Here is a 23845-nt window from a genome sequence, read left to right as displayed (position 1 = left end):
CCGGGTGATTGCCGATTTGGCCTGAAATTCCGCGACCCGCTCAGAGGGCCATACAGGGCCTTCACCGCCAAAACCCTACCCACGGTCGTCAAAACCAAAAGGGGGGTATTTAAACGGTATTTAATCGAGCTCTCAGGGCCTATTGCGTCGCAGGGCGGATGTCAGATCGGCGCGTGGCGGTTGATTTTGGACCGGTATCGGCATATTTCGCACTCGCACCTGAGCCATTCGGAGTACCGGCGACCAGTGCCGTGAGGGGGTTCCGACCCTCCAGGTGCATCCTTCACCTTAACTGCTCGACATCGGTTGCTGCGAGATCGGCCAGCCACTTGCGCTGTGTTGTGCGATGTATCGTCTTGATCCAGAATTCATTCGTCGCCGGATGATTTTTGATGATGGCGATCCACGGCTCTATTCCATCGACCATCACCAGCAGATCGTCTTGACCCCGCCTGCGGTCACGGGCCAGCGGCCCCTCGACGATCGCCTCAGAGACACGTGCCATCACGTCCGGCGTCACCGGCGCAGCTTTCGAGCCGACCTTCGCGCCGTATTCGTCAGCGATGCGCACGAAGGCCGCACGGTTGCCCACGGCCTCGGCGATGTCAGGCGGCATAAAGCCGACAGCGACCTTCGCGCCGCTTCGGCCAGCAAGTACGCGCTGCACCAACCAAGAAGACGCCATATCTCGAAGGGCTGTCCGCGCCTGAGCCTCCGGTAAATCAGCGACCCGGCGTTCGAGAAAGCCTTGCATCGCCGCCTGACGCATCGCACCCGGATTGCGGTCCCAGCCGGGATCGATGCCGACCGGAACCATCTTTGTCTCGCCGGTGCGGTTATTCAGCCATTCGCGCGTGTCGATCACGGGGCTGTCGTCGATGCCCAGTTCCTCGGCGCGGGAGCGCGAGATCTGCATGACCCAGCATTTGCAGCCCCAGCCGTTGGGGGGATACCACGTTTGCCAGAACGGGTCGTCCACCGGCAGGACCAGCCATTCCTTGGCGGCGTGATGCGGGCGGTGCCGTTCGCTCGGTCCCAGGCGATAGGCCAGATAGGGCAGGGCCGCCTTGGTCCGCTGGATGCGGTCCCATTGGCCGGCCGCGCGGGCCGATCGCAGGTTCGCGTCATAGATCGTGCGCAGACGGCGCGGCGTGCCCAGCTTGGCCGGGGCCGTCTCGCCGGTGGCCGGATCGGTGACAGCCTGCATGCCCCACCAGCCGCGGGCCTGAAGACGGGGGCGCAACCGCTTTTGAAACTCCGCAAAGGGCAGCCCGTCATCAAGGGCCGTTTGCAGCTCGGCACGGATATCGCCCAGGACGTCAAGGCTGGTGGCCTTGGCTACGCTAAAGGCGACGGCGTGTTCCTCGGGTTCAACATCCAGCCAGCTAAAGGCCGGCTGCCAGCCCTTGTTGGCGAGAAAGCGTGACGCCTCAGGCGGTGGGCCCGGATCAAAGCTGTAGCCGGGCCGGTCGTCAGCTTCAGCCATCCGCCACGTCCCCGGCGGCGCGGGCGGTAAAGCTGGCGCGGACGAGCTGGTCGATCAGCCGGGAGCTGGGCAAGCCGTCGATCTTGTCCAGGGCCGCACGGGCGGTCTCATAGCTGTCTGCCTCCGCGATCGCCGCCATGAACGGCTCCATCAACTCGTCCATGACCGGTTCCCAGTCCGACAGCATGTCGCGCTGAATGTCGTCGATCATATCGGCCTCTGAACCGAACCGCGAAAACCACACCCGCGCCTTTCTGGTTGGCTCCGGAGCCGCAGGCGCACCGCCAAAGACTTCGTCGTCATCGTCGGGGTCGGACATGCGCACGATCCCGCGCGCCTCGGTCGCCTTGAAGGTCACACCAGCACTGGCGAGTGCCACGACACCATCGACCTTGGCCTTGATGTCCTCGGGTTCCTCGACCGTGATCAGAACCTTGGGAAAGCCTTTGACCGGGCCGAAGTTCAGCAGCACCGCCGGGATCACCAAGTCCCGATTGATCGAGCCCGTGATGCCCCGCGCGTCGGCTGTGGCAACGTCGTGGCGGACTTCGTTGTGGACATTGGCCTGCGCCTGGCTGGACCCGTTGTCGGTGGTCATCGTCTGACCCAGCACTGCCTTGCTGATCTGCTCATCAACATAGCGGGCGAGGTTTTCAAAGATCGGCTGGCTGCCGTTGCCGGACGTGTTCTGGACGAATTCGATATCCATATGCTTGGGGATCACCGCCGCCGCATCCGTGCCGATGTTGGCCACCGCGCGGAACAAGGTGGCCACATCCTGCTTTGTCGCGGCCTGATCGTATTTGCCCAGGCGCAGCGGCAGGCCGTAGGTTTCGACAAAGGCCATCCAGTCCTTGACCGTGTAGGCCTTGCACATCCAGCTGAAGGCCACGACGCGGGCCAGACCACCACGAAACGCCTGACCGGATTTCAGCTTGGCGGTGTGGACGATGAACCGAAACGGGCGCAGCTCGACCCCGTCCAGCGGATCGGCATCATCGCGCAGCCTGATCTTGCGTCCGGTCTCGCGGTCGAACTGGAAAAACCGCTGCGTCCGCCAGACAAAGGCGCGGGGCGTCCAGCCGGTCGCATCCGTGGACCAGTCGATCTCGACCACTGCAAAACCCTTGCCGACGGCATCCATCAAATCCTCGACCAGGTCCGCGAATTGATCGTGCCCGGTGATATTGTCCTCGACCCATATGGCGATGGCCACGTCGGCGGCATCCTCGGAATAGGGTTTGACCGTTGCCTTGATACCGGACACGGCACGTTTGCGCTGGCCCAGGACAGAGGCGTAGTGCGGGTCGCGTTCTTCCATCTCTTCGGCCAGCGTCATGAAGGCGTCCAGCTCGCCCCGGTCGCAGTCCTGCAGAATACCCGCCAGCGCCTGCGGCGTCAGACCGCTGGCCACGGATTCCACCCAAGACTGGCGGACACCGGTCATGCCGCCTTCGGCCTGTTCCTCGGTCAGCTCGCCCGTCTTGACCAGGCGGCCCCAGGCATCGCGCAACATATCCCTGATTTTCACCATAGCCCCTCGCGTGATCCAAAGCCTGCGGTGGTCTCCACCGTCTTTCCGTCATCGTCAGGCCGCCCGCCCCGTGGCACCCGCTCATAGGTCGCGACCTGGTATTCAGTTTTGAGTGCGGCCAGCAGCAGCATCAGGGCGACGAAGGCATCGCCGTGCCGTCCCTTGTTGCGCTCGTTCGGGATCGTCGGGATGCCCCGCACCAGCTTGACCGCCCGCATGTCGTCGCGGACATCGACATCGTTGGCGAGGCTGATCGTCTGATCCTCGAAGTGTTTCTTCACGCGCGGTCCGTGCTCCAGGTAATAGCTCTGGCTCAGCTTCACCGCCTCGATCCGGTCGTAGCCAAACCTCTCCTGGCATCGCTCGGCCAGGCCAAGGCCGTTGCCCGTCGCGTCGAACTTGGCCCCCAGAAACCGCGTCAGCCTGGTGATGACGCATTCGATCACCTGGTATTGCTGTTCGATCGGCATGTTCTTGAGCTCGATTATCAGCGGCACCATGACGGACAGGTCCCGCTGTTCCTGCCCGATGGCGAGGATGGTCAGGTCAGAGGTGCGGCCGAAGTCCTCGCCCATCGCGGTCAACCGATCGTCGTCCAGCCGGGTCAGATGTGGCACGACCTCATTATCGAGGAACGTCTGCACAAAGGTCCTGCGCTCTGCGGCAGGCCGCAACTCGAACCCTGACGGGCATGACAGCCGGGCGACGTGATGCGCATCGGTCATGCAGGCCTCGACGGCGGCAGCCGAGATATAGGCTCCGCTGCCCATCTTGGGGATGCAGTGCAATTCCTCGTCGGCGTCATCGCCGTAGAAGGCCATGATGTCCGCGATCTTTTCCGCCTTGGCCTCGGGTGTATTGGGCCAGCCGCGCGATAGCGCCATCTGTTCGTACCAGCCGTCGTTGACGGCATCGTCAAAGGTGACCCGCAGCACAACGCCCTTGCGCTTTCCGGACCGGACGTCGGCGATCAAACGGTTGAAGGCGTTTTCCGCGCCGTCGTGCGTGCTGATCACCAGAACCTTGCCGCCCAGCATCAACAGCGCCACCGCAGCCTTGAGCATCTCGTCCAACTCATCGTGGAACGCGGCCTCGTCAAAGATCACGAAGCCCTGGCGGCCACGCAAGCTGCGCGGCTTGCTGGTCAGGGCAACGATGTCGAAACCGGACGCGAACCGGATGCGAAAGGCGTTGATGTCCTTGTCCGCCCCGTCCTCGGTCTGGTCCTTGAAGATGAACTCCTCGACAGCGCTCGCAGCGGGCATGAAGGCCTTGGCCCACATCGCGCAGACGTCGATGAACTCTTGCGCCATGTCCAGATTGAACCCGATGTAGAGCACGTCCATCCCGCCTGCCGCCCGTTGCGCGCCGGCCGTCAGCACGGCGTCCGACCCGATCCCCCAGGTCATGCCAATGCGACGCGACTTCTCACAAACGACGAGCTGCTCTGTCGCCATCAGCGACAGCAAGCGCTGTTGGTAGGGCAGCAGGACAGACGGCAGGTCACGGCCTGCGACCACGTTGGCCGGCAGCTCCGGTTTGGTCGCAACGCCGGTCACAGCGCCACCCCGAGGATGCGCGCCTTGATCGCGGCCGCCGTGTCTGCGGTCAGGCCAAAGGTCTTGGCGTTCTGGGTCAGGTCATCGGCGACAGCGGCCTTGGCCTCGCGCGCGGCTTGTTCTGCGATGCGCTTTTCCTGATCAGCCGTCATCTTCTCGCGCATACCGGACGAACTCATCACGTCCTTGAGCATCTTGCCCAAGAACGCCAACTCGCGCGGGTCGATTTCCTCGCCTTCCTTGAGCATCTGGGATTTCATGACCTTGAAGGCCAGCGTCGTGATCATCTGGAACAGGACGTTGTGGCGCTTGGCCTCCTCTTCGAGACCGTTTCCCTCCATCCAGCTGATCGCCCAGGCGCTCGCCTCTTCCTGGGCGCGGGCCATCTGTTCGTATTCCTGCCCGTAGGCATGCACCGCCGATTTGCCGATCCGCACCTCAAGGCCGCGCTCTTCCAGCTTGTCGTTCAGATCCGCCGCGAGTTCGACATAGCCGGAAAACCCGCGCTCCTTCAGCGCGTCCTGAAGCCAGTCGCGCAGCTCCTTTGGCAGCAGATCGATCTTGCGGGGCGGGGGCATGTCAGCGCCGCGCCGTCGGACGTTTGACGCCGGGATGAACGCTGCGGCCAAGCGCCACCTCTGCACCCCGCACAGTCGCCGTGGCGATGACGACATGGCCGTGGTCCGTCATCTCGATCAATTCGGCATCCGCCAGCCAGGCAAGTGCGGCCCGCATCTGGTCCTCGGTCGTGGACACACCGACACCGTTGACCACATCGATCAGGATCGAGGCGTTCGACGTGTAATCAGACGACCGTTCGAGATGCCGAAGGATCGACAGGCGGCGGTGTTCAGTCTCAGGGTTTGCAGCCATGTTGAAGGCTCCTTTGAAAGGGTATTGAAACGGGTTCAGGGATCGGGGCGCATGACGCCCGGCACTGTCCGCGTGCCGTCGGCGACCTCGCGCCCATCGAGCGTGATGCGGGCAATGATCTCGTCAGCATGCCGTCGGACCGTGATCAGCTCTTGTTCTTCCAGCCACTGCAGCGCGGCGATTGTCTGGTCCATCGTCGAGGGCACGCCGAGGCGTTGGCAGTTCAGGCGCAACAGGCTCGCGGCGGCCTCGTAACCGGGGGTGCCCATCAGGTATTCGAGGATTTCCAAGCGGCGCTTCTCGGTCTCGATCCGGACCACGCTGTTGGCCCATTGGCGCAGCATGCTCACTTGCCGCGCTCCGCATTGGCCAGCACACCGCGGTAGAGCGTATCGACCATCTGGGCTGTATGCGCGCCCGTGACTTCCAGCTTGGCGATCGAGACCACGACAGCCTGGAGGTCGGACTTGGTCGCGAGTGAGCCCATGCGTGCCTCGACCGCCGTCAGGCGCGTCTCGACCTTCTTGAGCTCGTCCCCCAGGCGGCCTTGATCCTTTTCGACATCCTCAAGCCGCTTGACGATTTCCTTGTGGCCAGAGGTCAGGCCGCTGAAATCGGATTTGACCCGACTGGACACGCGGCCCCAGAACCAGCGTCCGAGGAACCCCAGAACGCCGATTGCCGCGAGGATCAGACCCAGCAGTTCCTTTCCGCCCGTGATCCATTCCATCATGCCAACCCCCAAGACAGCAGGCCGAATACGGACAGCATCACGCCTGCCTGTGTGGTGATTGCGCCTCGGCAGGGTAGTCCGCGCGGGCGTCCGATCATGCGCACCGTCGCAGCAACCCAGAAACCTGCCGCAGCAACGATGGCTGACAGCAGATCCGGGGCAGGGTGCAATTCCCAAAGGTTCGTGCCGCTGTTCACCAACAGCCGCGCCGCGATGTAGTAGATCCGTTCAACAAGGATCGCGGCCCCGAACAGGAACAGCGGACTGGCGACCGGCGCAAAGCTGGCGGGGGCCTGAACGTAGGGCAGCACCGTTACCCCGTTCCAGAGGATCAGCAGGATCGACAGGCAAAGCGTCACATGCCCGGCGAGGGTGATGGCGGACCAGCCCAATTCCACGGGCCTAGTCCTTGGTCAGCTTGATCGGGGCGTTGGCCTTGATCCGACCATAGAGCGCGACAGCCCCCGCAACGCTGGCAGCGATGCCGGTCAGGAGCTGCGACAGGGTTTCCGCGTCAGCCTCGGATGTCGCATAGCCAAGCAGGTTCAGCAGGCCGATGATCACGGCCGCGACAGCGCCCCAGATCGTTTTCGACGCAAAGGGAGATTTGGGTGAGTTCAGCATCGGGATGCCCTTTCAGATGGGTTTGGTCAGTTCGGTGGTGTAGTCGGCGACGATCCATCCCTCTTGCCCGCCCCACAGGACGCGCATCCAGGGCCGCCCGGCAAAGACGCCCTCGCGGATGACCGGGACGGCAGTCCCGTCGGGGATCGCTGCGATGACGTTGGGGTTGAAGCTGGGCCAGCGGCGCATGTTCAGGCGGCTGCCGCGTGTGGCGATCTGGACAAGCTGCTGGCCCTGACGGCGGGACGATTGTTCCTCGGCTGCGATGTCAGCCGGATCGTCACGGCCTAGAACCTTGGCGCGGATCGCCTCAAGCGGGAACAGTGGGTTGGTGTCGGTCTTGCGGCCGGGTGAGACATACCAGTGCGTGCGGATGTCCATCAGCGTCGGGATACCGGCGAACAGCGCGGTGCAAAGTGCGGTGACCGTGGCGATCTGTTCGGGCGTGTAGTCCATCCACCAGCCGTGACCGTGTTCGTCTGTCGTGACCTCGTGGATGTGGAATGTCTCGACGTTGAAGGTCTCCTTGAACCACGTCCGCGCAAAGCCATGCCCTGCGGCCGTCATGCGGCCGGGGTTCACGATCTCGATCCCGATGGAAAAGCCGTTGCAGCCGGTCTGGCCGTGGTATTCCGACCGGCCCGCGTGGTTGGCGCGCCGGTTAGTCGCGACCTGCTGGATCAGCGAACCGTCGCGCTCGACGACAAAGTGGACCGAAACCTTGGCGGCGTTGTCTGCCAAGTAGTCAGCGGCGGAGCCTTCGTCCAAGCGGCTGGCTGTATCGTGCAGGACGATCAGCGTCGGCTCGATCGTGCCGCCGACATGCGTTGCGGCCTGCCATGTGGCAGTCGAGATCTTGTGGCGGGAAAGTTTCATGGCGCGGGCTCCGGGCGGCAGTGTCCCGGTCAATTTGCCATCGCGCGCGCGGGCCGTAGCCGGTGAACGCGTTCACCGGGTGTCCATTATTCTCAACTGGAGGGCTGCCTTAAATCGGGATTGTTGTGATCGCAGATAACGGCTTTGATGAATCTACAAGATTCTTTGAAGGATTTGGACGCGCAACATGCTCAACGCTATTCTATCAAGTAAAGCCGGACGCCTGCATGATGGTGATGCGGTCACTCGATGGCGCGATTTATTTAAGGGAAGCGAAGATCTCGTAACCGCTACGGTTATGGAGCGATTGTCGTACCTGTCTGGATCGACATCTTGGTCAATCTTACGTGCGAGCATGTCTGAGACGCTTACCAGGTTTCGTCTCGGTGAGCTGGTCGAAATTGAGTTCTGGCCAATGTGGGAGTTCGAAGGGAAGAAGATCGGTGTAGAGCCTGACGTCTTAATCACCTTCACGGTCGGCGATCCGGAAAAGCGAGTCCATCTGATCGTAGAGTCTAAATACAGAGGTAACCCGCAAAGAGTGAGCCAGTGGGCCGAACAGCTTTCAGCTTACCGTCAATCAATAGACTCGGAAGTGATCGATCCCGCCGATTATGTTGTTTACATGGCTCTAGACGGCTTGAGTAGCCGTCACATTTCAAACACGGATTTAATCGCAGATGCCTACGCGAACTCAGATATCCAAGCTACGGAAATTGATAATCTGTCGTTTGTTCTGATCGGCTGGATGGATCTTGTCAAAGCCTGTGCATCTGTCGAGCCTGTAAACTCAGGCGAGCAGCGTATCCTTGACGACATGACCAAGGCGCTTAACCTTTTTGGCTATAGTTTCATTGAAACCCCAAGAGGCCTTGAAAAATTGAAGCCCCTGACTGCTGGGACAAGCACTCTGCGGGCACTGGCATTGGAGGAAATTTGACATGAGCGATGATCACGACTGGAAGGCAACTCTCGCCGATCTAAGGCAAGCTTATCGCATCGTGGTCGCGTATCATGATCGCACCCATCACCTTTTGCGAGAAATTGAAAACCTATTTCCTGAACTTCAGTTTGCGGAATGGCAACCTACATATACACACCGGCCTCCTAGCCGACTTAAAAGACCTATGGAAAAGTGGACATGGGATGGGGTTCCTTTTCACAATATGCTGGTCTGCTTCACCTTAAGAGGTAGTGGTACGACGGGTCCATTCGCGAAGGGCAACTGGTTTCTAGTTGCTCACCTCGAAAGTGACGATACAGTTTTCGATGCCGAGCGTGACCAGCGACATAAAGGTGGCAGCCCCAATCCTGCAAAGCTTCCGGATGCTAGAGAGGCGACCTCAACACTGACCCTCAGTGCATTCATTGTTCAAAACGAGCTTACCAATACGTCCACCTCAAGAATTTGGTATGATTCCGAAGATGGTGACGAAGGTGTCTGGAGCTCTGATCTCGATGGCAAAGTAGAATTCCTCTATCGGTGGCGACCTTTGGAAGAGGTTTTTCCCGACCGTAAAATTCAGGAATTTGCTTCCGAGCTGCGGGCGGACCTTCGCAAGAAAGGCATTGAATTATCAGATGATGTCACACAGGAAGATTAGCTCGCTCTTGAGCATAGCTGTCGTCTGACAGATAAACCGACACCGTAAATCTAAAACCCGAAGTCTTTCTGGTCGTCGTCGCGGCGCAGTTCGGCGCGATACTTTTTGACCGTCCTCTGGTTGAGGTCGCATTGAAGCGCAACGTCGAGGACGGTTTCACCAGCCTGCAGCATGTCGAGCGCACGACGGCGGCGCTCCAGGCGCTCGGCATCCCGGCCGCGCATATGCCCGCAAGGCAGAGTGATCCGCCCAGGGCCGAATGTCTCTATCAATTTGAGGGTCGCCTGCTCGCCGATGATGTCGGCGATCAAGCTGCGAGATGGTCTAACTGGGATGTTGACCTCTGTCCCGCCCCGCCGCTTGAGCAGCTTGGCGGTCAACTCCAGCCCGATCGCATCCTCGATCTCGCCAGCGATGCCCGGCAACTGGGTCATCGCTCGGTCTTGATGCCGCGGCGCGCGCACCAGTCCTTCAGTGCGCGGGTCACATCGTTGATCTGGCCCGCGTCCTGCAGTGCGTCGATGTCGATCGGCACCGAGGCCCACTTGCCCTCGAACCGGGACCGGACGAAGGCGTTCAGACCTGCGCGCCCTGGACGATCCAATGCTCCATCCTTGCCCAGCAGCCGCCAGAGCACATGGATGTAGCGCAGGTCCGCGCGGGGTGCGGCCGCGCGTTTGCCCGTGGTCGTGACCCGGAACCCCTTTTCCTTGAGCCGGGTCAGCAGCTTTTGCAGGTCCGCCTCGTCCATGTCCGCCATCGACGCCTTGCCCGTCACGACCAGTTGCAGGTCGCGGCGGGTTTCAGCGTCGATCGCCAGCTCGCGGCAGGCGACATGGACAAGGCGTTGCAGAGCACGGGTCATCGATTAGGCCTTAGCAAGATCGATGGTGATGGCCTGCCAAGGTGCGTCAAAGCGGTCGCGACGGTAGCAGCGGACATATGTTTTCGACCCGACCACGCGCATGGCGTCACGGATCGCGTCCATCGCCTTGGTCCAGCGCGGGTCTGCGATATCCAGACGCAGCAGCATGAATACTTCAGAGCGATTGATCTGCCCCGCCTTGTCGGTGTTGAAGGCGCGGGTGACGATCGTGCGGATCTCGTCACGGGCGTTGGCCGCCCACTCGTTCAGGCACTCGTCCACCAGCTCCTTGGCGATCTGGAGTTCGGGACCAAAGTCGATGTGGTCGCTGACCTGAACCTGCACTTTGAACAGGCTGTCCACGCTCATCAGGGTCTTGTTACCCTTTTTACCGCCCAGCTTGGCGTCGTACTCCTGGGCAAGCAGCGCCTCGAAGGCCCCGATGTCGTCAAAGGTGTGTTCCTTGAAACGGGCGACCTGGTCCGACAGCGCGCAGGCAAAGCCCACGATCTTGCGGACGGTTTCGTCCTCCAGCAGGTGTTGCGGCTTGACCAGGTCAACGGGCTTCCAGCCGCCCTTGCCGTCGCCGATTTCGATGCGGCCGTCGATTTCGCGACGGCCGGTGCCGATGGGGGTCATGTCAGTCATGGGTGTGGTCCTTTTTGTCGATGGCGGCGATGAACACGGCAAAGGCGAAAACGCCCACGACCGTGCCCGCGATGAAAATCAGGGTGCCGGTCATGTCCGGTTCTCCTTTTTTGCGGATTTCATTGGATGGTGCGGATCAGGCATCTGGCTCTCCATCATCAAGGACGGAGGCCGCGAGATCGTCTTGGGCGATCACGGCCAGCAACTCGTTGCAGAATTCCGGCACGGTCTGGCCACGCTCATGGGCGAGTGGCCGCAAACGGCTCACGGTCTGCGGTGCCACAGACATCAAGGTCGGCCGCTGCCCCGCGCCCATGCCGGTACGAAACTTCGGGATGACCTCGCCATTACGTCGTGCCTTGCAGCAATAGTGATAGACCGTGGTGATCTGCCGATCGACCTCGAGCGCGATCTGGGCAGGTGCCATGCCTTCCTTGGCGAGGGCGATGATGCGGTTCTCGATTTCGCGGGTCATTTGCGGGCCTCCACCAGAAAGACCGGGCAGCGGTGGCAGGCGCGGTACATCTTGACGCCTTGCGCATTGGCCCCGTTGAACACGCGGGCGCGCCTGCGCCACGCTTGGCATTGATCCAGCGGCAGCTCGCCCAACGCCGGGCAATCGCGCGTCGCGGCCAGCAGCTTGCCCGTGACCAGCTCTTCGACCAGGTCGAGCTCGGCCGCATATTTGTTGCGCAAGACCTGACTGACCAAGGCGGGCGACCGTTCGAGCCGCCTTGCGACCTTGTTCTGGGATGTTTCTTCGCAGGCCTCGGCCAGACGCAGAACCCAGTCGGGCAAAGCCGCACCCCATGCCTCGCGGGCTACTGTCACAGCGCCACTCATGCCAAGGCCTCCGGCATGTGGGTGATCTCGTTCAGGTTCGGGTCATAGACGACCGTGACCCTGCGTTCGCGGGGCGGCAGCGGCCCTGTGTTCCGGCGAAGGCGGTAGGTCGCCTCGCGTTTGCCGGGGATCGCCTTTTCCATGACCTTGAAATAGCCGCCCTTGAGAAGCAGCCGGCAAAAGTCGCGCGCCTCGTCCTCGCTGACGGAAAGCCAGTCCGTCGTCGCATGGGCCACCACATCACGCGGTGTGAACTGACCAAGGCCGCGCATGGCCTCCCACATCAGATCGTGGGGCGTGCGGGTCTGTTTCAGCCGTTCATCGCGGACCACCTTGGGCGGGCGGTGCTCATTCTTGACCCTAAAATAAAGGCGTCCCTTGTAGCCCTTGCCGCAGGCATCGACTTTGCCTTCATCAACCCAGCCCTTGACGATCTTGGTGACCGTGCCGGGGGCGAGCCGTGTTTTCGCGGCCAGCTCCAGGAAGCTGAACTGGTCCAATGTCGTGGCCATGTTCCAGCACTTGACCTGCGTGCGGTTTGCGTAAGGGTTGCTGGCCATTACCGTCCCCCCCGCGCGATGTTGTCGAACTTGCGGATTTCAGGGGCGATCCCGGTGAAGAACTGCTTGCGCCCCCAGTCGTTGACATCGACCGTCTGGAGGCCCTCGACCTGGGCGAACTCGCGCACCCGGTCGAGGTTGACGCAAATGCGCCGGATCGAACTCATGGACGCCTCCAGCAGCTTCTTGCGCAGGGGCTGTGTCAGCTCGACCCCCGGCGCGTAAATCCGTGCCAGATGGTTCACGTCGCTCATGTCACCGGGTTCGGCGGCGACCCAGTCGAGGATGCGCCCATGGACCCGTTCCCATTCGCGCAGCTTTTGCGGCAACAGCTCTTCACCGATCAGGATGACCGGGGCCTGACTGCCCTCGTAGATGTCGCGGATGATCTCGATCATCCGGCGCTGGACCAGGTGATCGGCCTCGTCGATGATCAGCGGGCGGTCGGTCATGGCCAGGTGCGCACTTATCTGATCCAGCATGTCACCGATGGTCTTGGCGGCGGGCACCGCCAGTTCCGCGAGGATCGCCTCGCACAGCTTTTTCTTGGTCCAGACCGATTTGACCTGCACCGTCACCGCGTGAAACTTGTTCGTGGCGTAGATGCCTGCCGTAGTTTTGCCGAACCCACTGGGGCCGTAGAATGTCCCCATGCCCGGCAAATTTGGCGACCGGTTCTGAATTCTGTCGATTAACGCCACAAGGGCTGCTACGTTGCGTAGCGGGGCGACCGAATTTTGTGTTGCGTCTTGCATGCTGCACTGCTCCTTCGTGTTGCTCTTGCCGCCGTCCGGGCCCCAAACCCGGCGGCGGTCATTCTTTGGCCAGGACCCCAAGTCCGAAGTCCGCGACCATGCCTTGCCAGGTTCTGTATTCAGCGGTGCCTTGGTACCCGGCCAACCAGCGCTGCTGTTCCTTGGTCACCGCGTCACCCGCAGCGATCATCTCTTCGAGGGCGCGGGCGCGCATGAATGTCTCGCGCCCATCGCGTTCTGCTGTTTCCACTGCCCGCGCGGCGCGGGCCTGATCGAGGTCGGCGACCATCGCGGCCTGTGCGGCCTGCACGTCGGCACTGATCGGGGCCGGTGCAGGCGCGCGCGCCTTGTCAAAGAGCGGTCGCACGACCTTGGCGGCGACGGGTTCATCCGTGATCTCGACGGGTGGCAGGGCATCGGCCACATCGCGGGCGGTCAACTGACGGTAGGCGTCCAGCTCGCCCTTGGCGGCCTTGGTATATTCGCGCTTGGCGCGGGCGGTGGCGCGGGCATCATCCACATCAAAGAAGCCTGACTTTTCCGAGCACGGTGCAAAGCCGAGGTATTCGTTGGCGTTGGAATAGATGTGCAGACCGTCCCACAGTGCCTGACGATCGAACCGGACCACGACCTTCTGACCCATGATCCCGTGCATCCAGTCCGCCCAGTAGCGGTTGCGCATGAAATTGATCTGTCCGGTGTTGGCGTTGACCTTGATGCCCTCGGCACCCATCAACCAAAGCCTGCGCTGCGCTTCGGTCGCCTTGCGGATCGGGGCGCTTGCGTAGCTTTCGGCGAATACGTCATCGAAACTGCGACCGTAGGCGATCTCTGACCTGCGGTCGGGACGCGCGTTGTGGGCCGCAATCTCTTCGTCGACGATCTGGGTGAACTGCGCCAGCGGCACCGCCCGTTCGCCATAGTTTTCAGGTTTGGCCAGCGGCGTGTTGCCCGTGTAGGCCCCGGCAAAGGCCGGATGCTTGGCGATGCGATCGCATAGATCACGGAACGCGCGTTCGATGGGCTTTGACTGACCCGAAAACGGCAAGGCCCAGTGGATTTCGCAACCAAGGCTGGTCAACAGACCGGATGGATCGTCCTCTTTGACTTTGAAGCGGAAGCGGTTCTTGACGCCGCCGGTAATCATCTTGGATGCGAACTCGCGCCCGTTATCCAAGAGCACATGCTCAGGAATACCCCAGCGTTCGATCAGATCGCCGATGGTGAGCTGGACACAATGGCTGTTGGCCGTCCGGTCGATCCGGTGGGCCAGCAGCTTGCCGGAATAGATATCCTGAAACGCGCACAACTGTGGACGTGCGATCTCGGCCCGCAGGCCGTCCGCCGTTGCCGGGAACTGCACGAACACGTCAAAGCGGTGAAAGTCGCCGTTGATCCCTTCCAGCGCCTGCATCGCGGATTTGTCGCGGGTCTGGGCCGGGCGCATGCGTTTGAGCGCCTCGTAACCCTTGCGCGCGAGCGTCAGCATGGTGGGCGAGATGTCACGGTCCATCTGGCGGCGGACCGTATGCAGCGGGGCAACTTCCAGCCCCTCGGCCTTGGCGATCCGCACGACCCGGTCGTAGACGGATTTGAGGCTGGGCGCTTCGGGGCGCAGATAATCGGCCTTGACGTAGTCAAGGAACGTGGGGTCGATAGTGGCACGGCGTTTGCCCTTGGCCGCGGCGCGGTGACGGGGCGCGAGATAGGGCAGGCGGTCATCGGACCGCACACCGTCGATCATGGCGAACCAGTTAAAGATGGTGCGCTGCGACTTGTCCGACAGCGCCGCCGCATCATCGACCGCGACGATCCGGCTCGCCCCGCCTTGTTCCATGGCCTCGACGGACTGGATCACCTTCAGGCGTTCTTCTGCCGCGGCTTTGGCCTTGGCGGGCAGACCTTCAAACCACGCCCAAGCCTCGTCGCGGCTGGGCTTGTCGGATGCGGCGGGCAGGGGGGCAGCATCGCTGGACGAGGTCAGCAGCTTTTGCTGTGCGCGGGCCGGAAACAGCGTCCAATGGTATTCGCGGCCACCGCCGCGCCCTGCGCGACGGCGCACCAGTTGGGGCGCGCGATCCCAGCCAAGGCGCTGTGCCATTGCGTTGATGCGGCGCTTGGTGCCGGGCATATCCGGCAGCCCTGCGGCGGCGATCTCGGCAGCGGTCCACCATTCCTGTTGCGGTGCGCGGGTCATTGCGGGTCAGCGCCCCCGTCGTTCATGGCGTCCAGCAGCGCGGTCAGATCATCGGCCTGCATGGCAACAAAGCGTTTGCGGGCTGCTTTGCTGGACCGCGCCCAAGCATCGCGCAAGGCCATCAACTGCTGTTCAACCGGGTCTTTAACGGACCGATGACGAACGGGTTTTAGCGCCTGCGCCAGCTTCTTGACCTCACCGTTGGCAAAGGCCTCGACGGCGTCCTCGCGCAGGTCAGGGTCTGCCTTGGCGAATGCCAAGAGGTCGTTCAGCGTGGTGCGGGCAGGGGCCGCGTGCAGGCGGGCCGCCATGGCCTTGTTGATGGCTTCGCCAGCCTCAATCAGCTTGAAAATTTTACGCCGCGAAAGGCCAGTCTGACGCTCGGTTTGGGTCACGAAGGATACAAGTGCCGAGTCGGCACTTGCATCCCAGCGGACAACGGCACCTGCTTTTCCTTGAGCCGTTTCAGGGTGTTCTGCCAGATATTCACGACGACGCGCGGCAAGGTGAATGGCACGGTCAAGGTCGTTCAGATCGGCGCGGGCAAGGTTGGCGTCGATCTCGATCAATCGGATCGCGGCGGCTGGTCCTTCGTAACAGCGGACCGGAATATCATCCAGTTTCAGCAGCTTGAGCGCGGCCATCCGATGCGCCCCGTCGATCAGCTCGAATTGGCCCTTGGGCAGGCGTCGCACAATAATAGGTGTCAGCAACCCGTGCTCTTCGATTGACCGCACGATGGACCCGATCGCGATGGGATCGACCTCGCGCAGGCGGTCCTTCGGGATCGCGATAGATGAACGGGACAGTGCTGTGACGGTGGGGATGTACTTCGCGCGGCTCATGACAGGCCACCCGCAATGAACAGGCTACCGATCAGGATGATGGCGAGTGCAATGACACCAAGAATGTCCGTCAGGATTGTGCGCAGATCATACATGGTGCGCACTCACAGCTCTGGCGATCTGACGTGTCCGTTCAATCTGATCAGCGGTCGCCCGCGCTTGCACTGACACGCGCAGCAGATGCTGGCTGCAACTTGGCGCGGTGATCGACAGGATCAGTTGCATGGCAAAGGCCACGCGCTGTTCCTCGGTCATCAGCTCTGCGGCATCTGCCGCCATCTGAACGGCGGGTGACGTAGTGAAAGAGACCAAGGTCATGCGGCTTTCCCCTTACTGGACGGGCGCGGAACATCGGCAGGCCACGCCAGATCGGCGGGCCAATTCTTGGAAAACCAACACGCAACACGGTTTGCCGTGCGGACCGTGCAACCGCAGTCATCCCGCAACCTTTTGAACAGGAGGGCATGCCCGGCAGCCTTGTTTGAGATCGTGGCCTCAGAACGCCCGGTGTGGGACGCCATAAGTTCGGCCAGCCTGATGAGATGTATCGTATCCATACCGTGAAAATACATATTTACACTAAGCGGTCAATATTATTTTGCACTAAATTGGAAACTATCGGTTTCCGAGACCAGACTTGTGCAAATTTGTATTTTCAGTGTAATTTGCCACCATAGTGAAAACTGAACATCTATATGCGCTCCTAGAAGCACGACGCGCTGAGCTGGGGCTCTCCCAGGCGGAAGTCGGACTGCGAGCTGTAGGTCAAAACAACAGCGGTGTTTTGCAGGGGCTTAGACGTGGCTCTTCGCCTTCTGCTGAAAAGCTTGAAGCGTTGTGCCAAGCGCTGGGGCTTGAATTTTACGTTGGCCCGCCCCGTTCGTTGGCGAAAGCCTACGACACTCCAACCAGCCTAGATGATGAAGACTTTGTCAAAGTCCGGCGCTACGACGTAAAGCTGTCTGCGGGACCTGGTCTGAATGGTGACAACTCTGCACCCTTGGCCCCCGTTGCCTTTCGTGCTGCCTGGATGACCTCAGCCGGTCTGATCGCCGAAAAATGCTGCGTCCTCGGCGTCCAGGGCGACAGCATGCGCCCTACGCTGTCCGACGGTGACCTTGTCCTGGTGGACGAACGCCAGATCACCCTGCGCGACCGCAGCGTCTATGCCTTTGTCGACGTCACCGGCGACGCCCGCATCAAACGCCTGGAGCGCCTCGACGACCAACTCCTCATCCGCTCCGACAACCCCGACCACGCCATCGAGATCCGAAAACCCTCCGAAGCCAATCTGATCCGCCTGATCGGCAAGGTCGTTTGGTCGGGTCATAGCTGGCGGTGAAATGCTCCTTCGATGAGGAAAACGCATTTCGACCAAATTCGAGAAGAGGCACTTGAGTGCTGGGTCGGCTCTTCAAAGTAATTTGGGCTATCGTTTTGATCACAGGCGTTTTTCAGGCGATCGAATGGTTCAAGAAGGATTGGCCTATTGATCAAGACAGGTCGATCGTTGACCAAGTCATCATTTGTCACTTTGCAAATCTAAACTCCGGTGGCGAAAACTACATCGCGTTAATCGACACCTTGGGCCTACGCCCAGATGTAGAGACAGCTGTAGGTCTGGCCGTGCAAGGTCGGCCACGGTTTAGCAGGCCCTATAACTGTTTTGCGAACCTTTCGCAGGAACAAGTTCGGGAACTGAACGCTTCGGAAGACTATCGAACAGCCCTAAAAATTCTCTACCAAAAGATGAACAAGACGTATCACTTTGGTAGGTAAAAGCCTTGGTGTTTGATCCTATGGTCTGATGGTGTGATCCTTTCTTTGGAATGGAAGGATGCCCTATGGGACAAGTTCGTCATGAAAGCCCCACGACGAACAGCTCCTCATCCGCTCCGACAACCCCGACCACGCCATTGAGATCCGCAAACCCGCCGAAGCCAACTTTATCCGCCTGATCGGAAAGGTCGTGTAGTCTGGGCATAGCTGGTGGTAGAAAAAGGCCTGCAGTCGTTCCAGCTTCCGCGCGATGATAGCAAGCATCGGTGACTAAGGCCCAGGCCGGATCACAAGCTGCGGGCTTATCGGCTCCTCTCGATACAGCGTTGCAAATTCATCTAGTACCATTTTCAAAGTTGCGACGAATTTACTGAAGTCGAATGAAATCCCGTGGTTTCGCTTTTCGTGCAAGTATCGCCATTCAACGAAGGCGTTAGCATGATGAGCCAGAATGTCAGTGATTTCATATTTCAGATTGAAACCATCTGGATAGAATGGAGCGACTTGCTCTCTAAATCGCCGAGCAAGACGCTCTTTGCTGGTTTCGCTAAGAAGCTCGAACAGCATCAAGAGATCATGGGTTCTTTTGGTCTTGAGGGTGTTGTGGTCCCAAACAAACCAAGCCTTCAACGCAAATTCCATCGATAGCGCCAAAAGCATAGGCTCTATGCCGATGTGTTCCGCACGACGCAGACCGAACTCATCTGCATCGGCTTTCGCTATTGCCTGAGCCTGAATGAGGATTGATCGCGCCTGTTTCTCAAGTTTGACACCCGTAGACAAGCCGTGAAACTGACGCGATTTCTGCATAGGCAAAAGATAGACGGATCATCGGATCGCGGCAACGCGCAAAGGCGAAGTGGTTTGGCGAGTGTATAAATTAAGGTAAGGGTGCTAGCCACCGCACTCCTTCATCCGATCTGACAACCCCGAGCACGCAATGGAGATCCGCAAACCTACCGAAGCCAACCTTATCCGCTTGATCGGTAAGGTCGTGTGGTCCGAGCATAGCTGACTGTAGGTGTGAGCCGCTCAAGACGAAATCATTTTTTCAAATATAATTTTGCCCGAAGTTCATTTAAGCTGCTTTCTTGAGCTACTTGGCGGAGAGCATCCTTCATTCGCTCTGTGATCTTGGAGTATCCTCTTATAGCTAACCCCATATTTTCAGACTTAAGAGCAAAGTTGACCATGACGCTAAGCTCAGTACCCTTAAATCGCTTTAGAATATCATAATATTCGGATGTAGGAACAGACGCTAGGTACGCGATATCACGGTCACTCCGGAACTCATTAATTGAAACTCGCAAAAGCACATCAGCAGGATGTTCGTTGACAGGTATTTCATCGAGCCTTCTTTCAAAATCATCCAGAATTCTTTGGTCTACCCTGATATGAAAATTCCGAAGCGAGGCAGCAAAAAAATCACGTGATTTTCCATCCTGCGCTTTCAAATATGTGGTTAGAATTCTTTCCGCTTCATCCGTTTCCCCCAGCTCGTTCAAAAAATCAATAATATTAGTAGCTTGCGCTGCCTCCATATTTCTGCCGTAATCTTCAACAGAACTTACGAACGCCTGAACAACCTCCTGATGGTTGTCGTCGAAACTGTCTGCATACAGATGCCAAGGCGAATTGATCGCTCTTATAGCTTCCGTGTCAGCGAACTGAGCCTCCAAGTCATCGAATACCGTTCGAAGCGCATCTAAATCAAAAGCGCCCAGCTGCAATCCACTTAGAATTTCCTCGTCCAGCTTTTCTAAGGACCAGAAATCATATTCTCTAGAAATTTGACCCCACGCTTCTTCAGCTTTACTGGGCTCACCGTCAGGCAACGGTCTGAACAAACTTGCACCGCCTTGGACCTGCTCTAACGAAGGAGCCTGCCCAGGCTCAAAGACGCACCAACCCAAAAGTGCCATCGATTTCACAACAGCCTTAGACAGGTCCACGTGCCGGTCTTTCAACATCGGCTCCAAATGAGTGATAGTACGGCGAATACGTTTAATCACTCGAATATTTACAATCCCGAGCATAGCCACTCGCTCAACGAGTTCGGTATCAATTATACCTGAACTGTTCAAAACTGCGTTTGCAGATTCTCTAGAGCTAGGGCTGAAGAAAACAGCTTGATCGACAACCTTCTCTCGATACTGAGCAAATTTTTCAGTCTGATCCCCAAGACCTTCTTCGTTAAGCATCAGGACAATTTTGCAACCCTTTCGCTCCCGAAGGGAAGATACCAAACCGAGAATATCAGAGATTTCTAGACCACTTCTGGCGCGCTCGATATCATCGATGCAGATGATCTGATTGCGGATTAATAGCGATGCACCTGATGTCAGGAGGTCACTCATGTGGCCTACAACCGGCAATGCAGAGGCTCCTTTCGTCAGGTGAGGAAAGCTACGTCTAATCGCCGTTTCTCCGGCATTCCTCAGACCATCGAAGCTAGAGAGGTGCTTTCTAAATGACTCGACAGTCGGCTCTAGTTCATCGCTATCAAGCGCAACTGTTGACTGCACGATAGCAATCTTGAGGTCGTCCAAGCTTCGCAGGCCGAAGACCGAAACGTAGGCATACTTCTTCAATGGTGAGGTCGTACCTACTTCCGCCAATACCTCATCCCACGCGTGGGTTTTACCGACGCCCCACCTCCCACTTACGCTTAAGACTTCGGGTTCGCCGGACGACAGAAATCGACGCATCTCCGCCTTAGCTAAAGCTCGGGTCAATCCTAATCCTCCAGTTTTCCAGGCTATGTACCTATGCTCGGCCTGCCCAGTTACTTTACCGGCAAGATCGGCTCTTACACCATAGATGACGAAGCGCAGTCACCTCAAACCAGTTTAGTTCACCAAACGACGCTTTCAAAAAAATTCGCGTCCCACTTAACCCAGGTTCAAGAATTTGCAGAGGCCTTAAAAGTCCAAGAACCCAACGCAAATCATGTAAAGTGGGACCTATCTTACAAAGTGGGACGCACGCGTCCCACTTCTGTCGAGGAAGAAAAACAGATAAGACGATGATTGGGGCCTCAAGAAACCCGTTGAACGGTTGTTTAAATGGGGTTTGAGGCGCTATCGCCAACTCGTTGCGCGATGGTCGGTCCAGGTCACCTTGAGGGCCTCAAAGGGCGCATAAGTGGCCATATGCAAAACCAGCAGCGCTGCAGGGACAAGGGCATCGATCCGACCTTAGGGACTTATTTTAAAGGGCCTTTCCGATGTCTTCCGGCTTGACCCGCTCTCTTCCAGCAACTGCAAGTCTCTTTGTTTCCCTACAGTGACTGTAGCGTGACAGCAGGTTTTGCAGTGCGTGGCAGTTAATGTTGCAGCAAACGAAGTTTTAAAATTGACCGAAATCGCACCGCTAGCGGCTTCCGGCCCAAATCTGCCATTCACCAAGTCTCGGTCATGCTGCGGCGCGGCCCGTCGAACCAGCCATTCGTGCATGTCGCAGCATTTTGGTAGTCCGAAACGTCGGTGTGCGGACTTTGGCGAAGTTCGTTTTTTGGTCGTCGCTGACGTAGCATCGCTTCGCGCTTGCAACATGCTTGTCGCTGCGTTGCAGATCACGTCGCCGATGCGGCCATTTAACCTGGCTCTATGACGTCAAAATCAGACCGCGCTTTCGCTGGGCGGTGTTAGAAATATCGACGCACGGGAGAAAGTAGGAAATCACTGTATTTACACAATCACCGCTTGTCTGGTCCAAACTATCTGGATCGTGGAACACGGCTTTCGGGCAAAAAAGAAAAGGCACGGGAAAAGCACCTGTCGCCGAGACACAAGCTCAAGGGATGAAAGTCTCAGAAAACCGGTCGGCGCCTAAAATATGACATTTTTTTCTGTGCTCTTATTTGCTACCTTAGGATGCAATGAGATACCTCGATATCCAGATGATAAAAAGCTTCGAATTCGACGGAATTTTTGCATTCGGCCTTTTGCTTCTATGCGTGCTGGTCTTTCAAACAATCCGCTCTTGGAACCGACCTGTCGGTCCAGGTCACATTTTTTTCCTGATGACCCATGTTGGGGTGTCGGGATGGCTCGCGATGACCATCCTGCAGGTCGCCACAGTCAGCACTCTGAACAAGATTTTCTTGTACACGATGACGATGCCTATGACCACTCTTTGCGCAGCAGCGTGGTCCGTGTTCCTGATAAAATTTGGCCCGGTTCAATTGGATCCTTTGCGCCGTTTTGCCTATCCGATCGTCGTCATTCCAACGTTCAGCGTCACCATCCTCGCTCTTACGAACGGTTGGCACGAGTGGATAATCTCTCTGGATAGCCAAGCGACCATGGTTGATGGCCGGATCTCGATCACCCCCGATCGTGGTTGGATGTTTTACCTCATAGAAGCTCACAACTTTGGTTGGATTGCCTTGGCCACAGGTGTCTCTCTCTACGGGCTTCGAAGGGCGACTAATTATTTCAAGCCGATCTATGGGGCCATCCTTGCGATGTCAGCCGTGCCAATTGGCACCAATATTAGTTATCTCCTCTTTGACTTCACGGTCGCAGGGGTCGACCCTACTCCTTACGTTATCGTGATCTCCTTTGCGTCCTACGGTTCGGTTTTGATAAATAGCCGGTTGATGAAAGCCGAAAGGGTTGGGGAGCGACATTTTTTCTATGCATCAGACAGTTTGAAAATGATTTTCAATCAAAAAGGTCGGATGGTCTCGATGAATCCTGTTGCGAAGGAAATGTTAAGCGGCGGCGACGCGAAAGAGATGAAAGCAATGGTTGATGGTTTGGCCGCTAAGTTAATGAAGGCCGGTCGGATCAATCAATGTTTTGTCCACATCGTGGGGGATCGTTCTTATCATGCGAATGCATTGGTCATTGAGGATGTGGTCCATCCTGATCGCAAACCTCTCGGCTGGACGATCAATTTGACTGATGTAACGCGAGAAGAAGAGGCCGCGCGACAACTCCAGGCCGCAAAAGAAAAAGCAGAGGCAACGGTGTTGCTCCAAACAGAACTCGTTTCTGTAATCAGTCACGAACTAAGGACGCCTCTCACTTCCATCAGCGGCACCCTGGATCTTATGCATGCGGGAGGGTTCGGCGCGTTACCAGACAAGGCAGCCAGGGGGGTCGAGATCGCCAGACGGAATACCCGTCGCCTGCGTAATCTAATCGACAACTTGCTCGACTTGCAAAAACTGGATTCTGGAGAGTTCAAAGTCTCATTTGAGAAAGTCGATTTGAAGAATGCCGTTCAGATCGCCGCTGAAGACATGAGAGGATACGGCCTCACGCGAAACGTAGGCCTCAAGGTCGTAGATCCTGTCGAACCATGTATTTGCCTTACCAATATGGCCCGGCTTCAGCAGGTGCTTGCGAACGTCGTTTCAAACGCGATGAAATTCTCTGGAGATGGTGACCTCGTGACAATATCCACGTCCAGAATAAAAGACTTTGCGGAGATACGAATAACGGATACGGGTCCGGGCATTCCTGTTGGCTCCGAGGAAAAAGTCTTCGGTCGCTTCTCTCAAATTGATAGTTCGGCCACCCGTTCTCATGAGGGGACAGGACTGGGCATGAACATCAGCAGTCTTTTACTTCAAGAACTTGGCGGGCATATTCACTATGAAAGCGAGCTCGGGGTCGGCACGACGTTCTTCGTGAGGATACCGCTTCACGATAGCGAACAGGCAGAAGTCTCCGCGTGAACTCCAAGGTTTCCCCGCTCGAATGACTCGGTCTCGAAGGGTACACATCACGAAGTGCTGCCTTTCAGCCTTGAATGTCCGTTTTCTTTGATTGACCCTTTAAGTCTGCTCTCGCAGCGAATGACGGCTTTCCGCCCTCACAAACACCCCCTCAACCACCGCCACGCCCTTGCTGCAGCCAGTGGGACCACGCCGTTACCGGCTGCAGCGGATCGGTCCACCCGCAGGGCCAGCCCATTATCCAGTCGGTGAAGGACGGGTTGAGATGCAGCGCCTCCTTGGAGTGCAGCCCCCCAGGCAGCAAAGTCACCTGGCATCGGGGGGAAGAGACGAGCGGTCCTGGCGTCCAGCCCGTGGCCTTCAGCAGATCCCACA

26 protein-coding genes are annotated in these 23845 nt (G+C 58.4%); 4 read left to right on the top strand and 22 right to left on the bottom strand.

Annotated elements, in window-relative coordinates; genetic code table 11:
* Positions 1 to 283 precede the first annotated feature (283 nt).
* Genes BMX27_RS12905 through BMX27_RS12860 form a run of 10 tightly spaced genes read right to left on the bottom strand, consistent with a single transcriptional unit; the run spans position 284 to position 7685 of the window.
* On the bottom strand, positions 284 to 1486 hold the full coding sequence (locus BMX27_RS12905; RefSeq protein ID WP_090160219.1) for a phage head morphogenesis protein: 1203 nt from the start codon (positions 1484 to 1486) through the stop codon (positions 284 to 286).
* Positions 1479 to 3017 (bottom strand): DUF935 domain-containing protein, encoded by a 1539-nt coding sequence (locus BMX27_RS12900; protein WP_177172721.1) that lies wholly within the window; start codon positions 3015 to 3017, stop codon positions 1479 to 1481. The genes BMX27_RS12905 and BMX27_RS12900 overlap by 8 nt, the downstream gene beginning before the upstream one ends.
* Positions 3014 to 4579, bottom strand: coding sequence for a hypothetical protein (locus BMX27_RS12895; protein WP_090160217.1), 1566 nt, complete (start codon positions 4577 to 4579; stop codon positions 3014 to 3016). Before BMX27_RS12895 ends, BMX27_RS12900 begins: the two co-directional genes overlap by 4 nt.
* Entirely contained in the window at positions 4576 to 5157 is a 582-nt protein-coding gene (locus BMX27_RS12890; RefSeq protein ID WP_090160216.1) for a phage protein Gp27 family protein, read from the bottom strand. The genes BMX27_RS12895 and BMX27_RS12890 overlap by 4 nt, the downstream gene beginning before the upstream one ends.
* A 1-nt stretch (position 5158) precedes the next feature.
* Positions 5159 to 5452, bottom strand: a complete 294-nt coding sequence (locus BMX27_RS12885) for a VpaChn25_0724 family phage protein (protein WP_090160215.1) — start codon at positions 5450 to 5452, stop codon at positions 5159 to 5161.
* A gap of 35 nt (positions 5453 to 5487) precedes the next feature.
* Positions 5488 to 5796 carry a VpaChn25_0724 family phage protein gene (locus tag BMX27_RS12880; RefSeq protein ID WP_090160214.1) on the bottom strand — a complete coding sequence of 103 codons (309 nt, stop codon included), beginning with the start codon at positions 5794 to 5796 and terminating at the stop codon, positions 5488 to 5490.
* A gap of 2 nt (positions 5797 to 5798) precedes the next feature.
* On the bottom strand, positions 5799 to 6182 hold the full coding sequence (locus tag BMX27_RS12875; protein WP_177172720.1) for a hypothetical protein: 384 nt from the start codon (positions 6180 to 6182) through the stop codon (positions 5799 to 5801).
* Positions 6182 to 6583, bottom strand: coding sequence for a hypothetical protein (locus BMX27_RS12870; RefSeq protein WP_090160212.1), 402 nt, complete (start codon positions 6581 to 6583; stop codon positions 6182 to 6184). The genes BMX27_RS12875 and BMX27_RS12870 overlap by 1 nt, the downstream gene beginning before the upstream one ends.
* Positions 6584 to 6587: 4 nt before the next feature.
* A complete protein-coding gene (locus BMX27_RS12865; RefSeq protein ID WP_090160211.1) occupies positions 6588 to 6809 on the bottom strand; it encodes a hypothetical protein in 222 nt (73 codons plus the stop codon).
* A gap of 12 nt (positions 6810 to 6821) precedes the next feature.
* Positions 6822 to 7685 (bottom strand): N-acetylmuramoyl-L-alanine amidase, encoded by an 864-nt coding sequence (locus tag BMX27_RS12860; protein ID WP_090160210.1) that lies wholly within the window; start codon positions 7683 to 7685, stop codon positions 6822 to 6824.
* A gap of 187 nt (positions 7686 to 7872) precedes the next feature.
* Between BMX27_RS12860 and BMX27_RS12855 the strand changes: the two genes are divergently transcribed.
* Both BMX27_RS12855 and BMX27_RS12850 read left to right on the top strand, forming a co-directional pair.
* Positions 7873 to 8625: a hypothetical protein gene (locus tag BMX27_RS12855; protein WP_090160209.1), complete on the top strand. Its 753-nt coding sequence runs from the start codon at positions 7873 to 7875 to the stop codon at positions 8623 to 8625.
* A gap of 1 nt (position 8626) precedes the next feature.
* The gene (locus BMX27_RS12850; protein ID WP_143056822.1) at positions 8627 to 9289 is read left to right on the top strand and encodes a hypothetical protein; all 663 of its coding nucleotides are present in this window, start codon (positions 8627 to 8629) and stop codon (positions 9287 to 9289) included.
* A gap of 50 nt (positions 9290 to 9339) precedes the next feature.
* On the opposite strand, the gene BMX27_RS12845 is transcribed toward BMX27_RS12850, so the two are convergent.
* The 10 genes from BMX27_RS12845 to BMX27_RS12800 all read right to left on the bottom strand — a co-directional run bounded on the left by BMX27_RS12845 (position 9340) and on the right by BMX27_RS12800 (position 16320).
* Positions 9340 to 9723, bottom strand: a complete 384-nt coding sequence (locus BMX27_RS12845) for a hypothetical protein (protein WP_090160207.1) — start codon at positions 9721 to 9723, stop codon at positions 9340 to 9342.
* Positions 9720 to 10154, bottom strand: a complete 435-nt coding sequence (locus tag BMX27_RS12840; RefSeq protein WP_090160206.1) for a regulatory protein GemA — start codon at positions 10152 to 10154, stop codon at positions 9720 to 9722. The genes BMX27_RS12845 and BMX27_RS12840 overlap by 4 nt, the downstream gene beginning before the upstream one ends.
* A 3-nt stretch (positions 10155 to 10157) precedes the next feature.
* Positions 10158 to 10802, bottom strand: coding sequence for a DUF3164 family protein (locus BMX27_RS12835; protein WP_090160205.1), 645 nt, complete (start codon positions 10800 to 10802; stop codon positions 10158 to 10160).
* Positions 10803 to 10938: 136 nt separating this feature from the next.
* Positions 10939 to 11277, bottom strand: coding sequence for a hypothetical protein (locus tag BMX27_RS12830; RefSeq protein ID WP_090160204.1), 339 nt, complete (start codon positions 11275 to 11277; stop codon positions 10939 to 10941).
* Entirely contained in the window at positions 11274 to 11645 is a 372-nt protein-coding gene (locus tag BMX27_RS12825) for a hypothetical protein (protein WP_090160203.1), read from the bottom strand. Before BMX27_RS12825 ends, BMX27_RS12830 begins: the two co-directional genes overlap by 4 nt.
* Positions 11642 to 12205, bottom strand: a complete 564-nt coding sequence (locus BMX27_RS12820) for a hypothetical protein (protein WP_090160202.1) — start codon at positions 12203 to 12205, stop codon at positions 11642 to 11644. The genes BMX27_RS12825 and BMX27_RS12820 overlap by 4 nt, the downstream gene beginning before the upstream one ends.
* Positions 12205 to 12960 carry an AAA family ATPase gene (locus tag BMX27_RS12815; RefSeq protein ID WP_090160201.1) on the bottom strand — a complete coding sequence of 252 codons (756 nt, stop codon included), beginning with the start codon at positions 12958 to 12960 and terminating at the stop codon, positions 12205 to 12207. The genes BMX27_RS12820 and BMX27_RS12815 overlap by 1 nt, the downstream gene beginning before the upstream one ends.
* A 58-nt stretch (positions 12961 to 13018) precedes the next feature.
* Positions 13019 to 15157, bottom strand: coding sequence for a transposase domain-containing protein (locus BMX27_RS12810; RefSeq protein WP_090160200.1), 2139 nt, complete (start codon positions 15155 to 15157; stop codon positions 13019 to 13021).
* Complete coding sequence (locus tag BMX27_RS12805) at positions 15154 to 16002, bottom strand: ParB/RepB/Spo0J family partition protein (RefSeq protein ID WP_090160199.1); 849 nt, start codon at positions 16000 to 16002, stop codon at positions 15154 to 15156. Before BMX27_RS12805 ends, BMX27_RS12810 begins: the two co-directional genes overlap by 4 nt.
* A gap of 87 nt (positions 16003 to 16089) precedes the next feature.
* Entirely contained in the window at positions 16090 to 16320 is a 231-nt protein-coding gene (locus BMX27_RS12800) for a hypothetical protein (RefSeq protein WP_090160198.1), read from the bottom strand.
* A gap of 358 nt (positions 16321 to 16678) precedes the next feature.
* Here BMX27_RS12800 and BMX27_RS12795 point away from each other — a divergent pair, with 358 nt between their 5' ends.
* The gene (locus tag BMX27_RS12795; protein WP_143056821.1) at positions 16679 to 17344 is read left to right on the top strand and encodes a S24 family peptidase; all 666 of its coding nucleotides are present in this window, start codon (positions 16679 to 16681) and stop codon (positions 17342 to 17344) included.
* Positions 17345 to 18051: 707 nt separating this feature from the next.
* Here BMX27_RS12795 and BMX27_RS12785 read toward each other — a convergent pair.
* Together BMX27_RS12785 and BMX27_RS12780 are read right to left on the bottom strand one after the other, a co-directional pair.
* A complete protein-coding gene (locus tag BMX27_RS12785; RefSeq protein WP_218144662.1) occupies positions 18052 to 18564 on the bottom strand; it encodes a hypothetical protein in 513 nt (170 codons plus the stop codon).
* 260 nt (positions 18565 to 18824) lie between these two features.
* On the bottom strand, positions 18825 to 20516 hold the full coding sequence (locus BMX27_RS12780) for a P-loop NTPase fold protein (protein WP_090160195.1): 1692 nt from the start codon (positions 20514 to 20516) through the stop codon (positions 18825 to 18827).
* A gap of 1145 nt (positions 20517 to 21661) precedes the next feature.
* Here BMX27_RS12780 and BMX27_RS12775 point away from each other — a divergent pair.
* A complete protein-coding gene (locus tag BMX27_RS12775) occupies positions 21662 to 23470 on the top strand; it encodes a sensor histidine kinase (protein WP_090160194.1) in 1809 nt (602 codons plus the stop codon).
* The last annotated feature ends 375 nt before the right edge of the window (positions 23471 to 23845 follow it).

It is taken from the genome of Loktanella sp. DSM 29012, from assembly GCF_900110705.1.
Taxonomy (GTDB): domain Bacteria; phylum Pseudomonadota; class Alphaproteobacteria; order Rhodobacterales; family Rhodobacteraceae; genus Loktanella; species Loktanella gaetbuli.
This window is presented reverse-complemented; position numbering and strand designations above follow the sequence as displayed.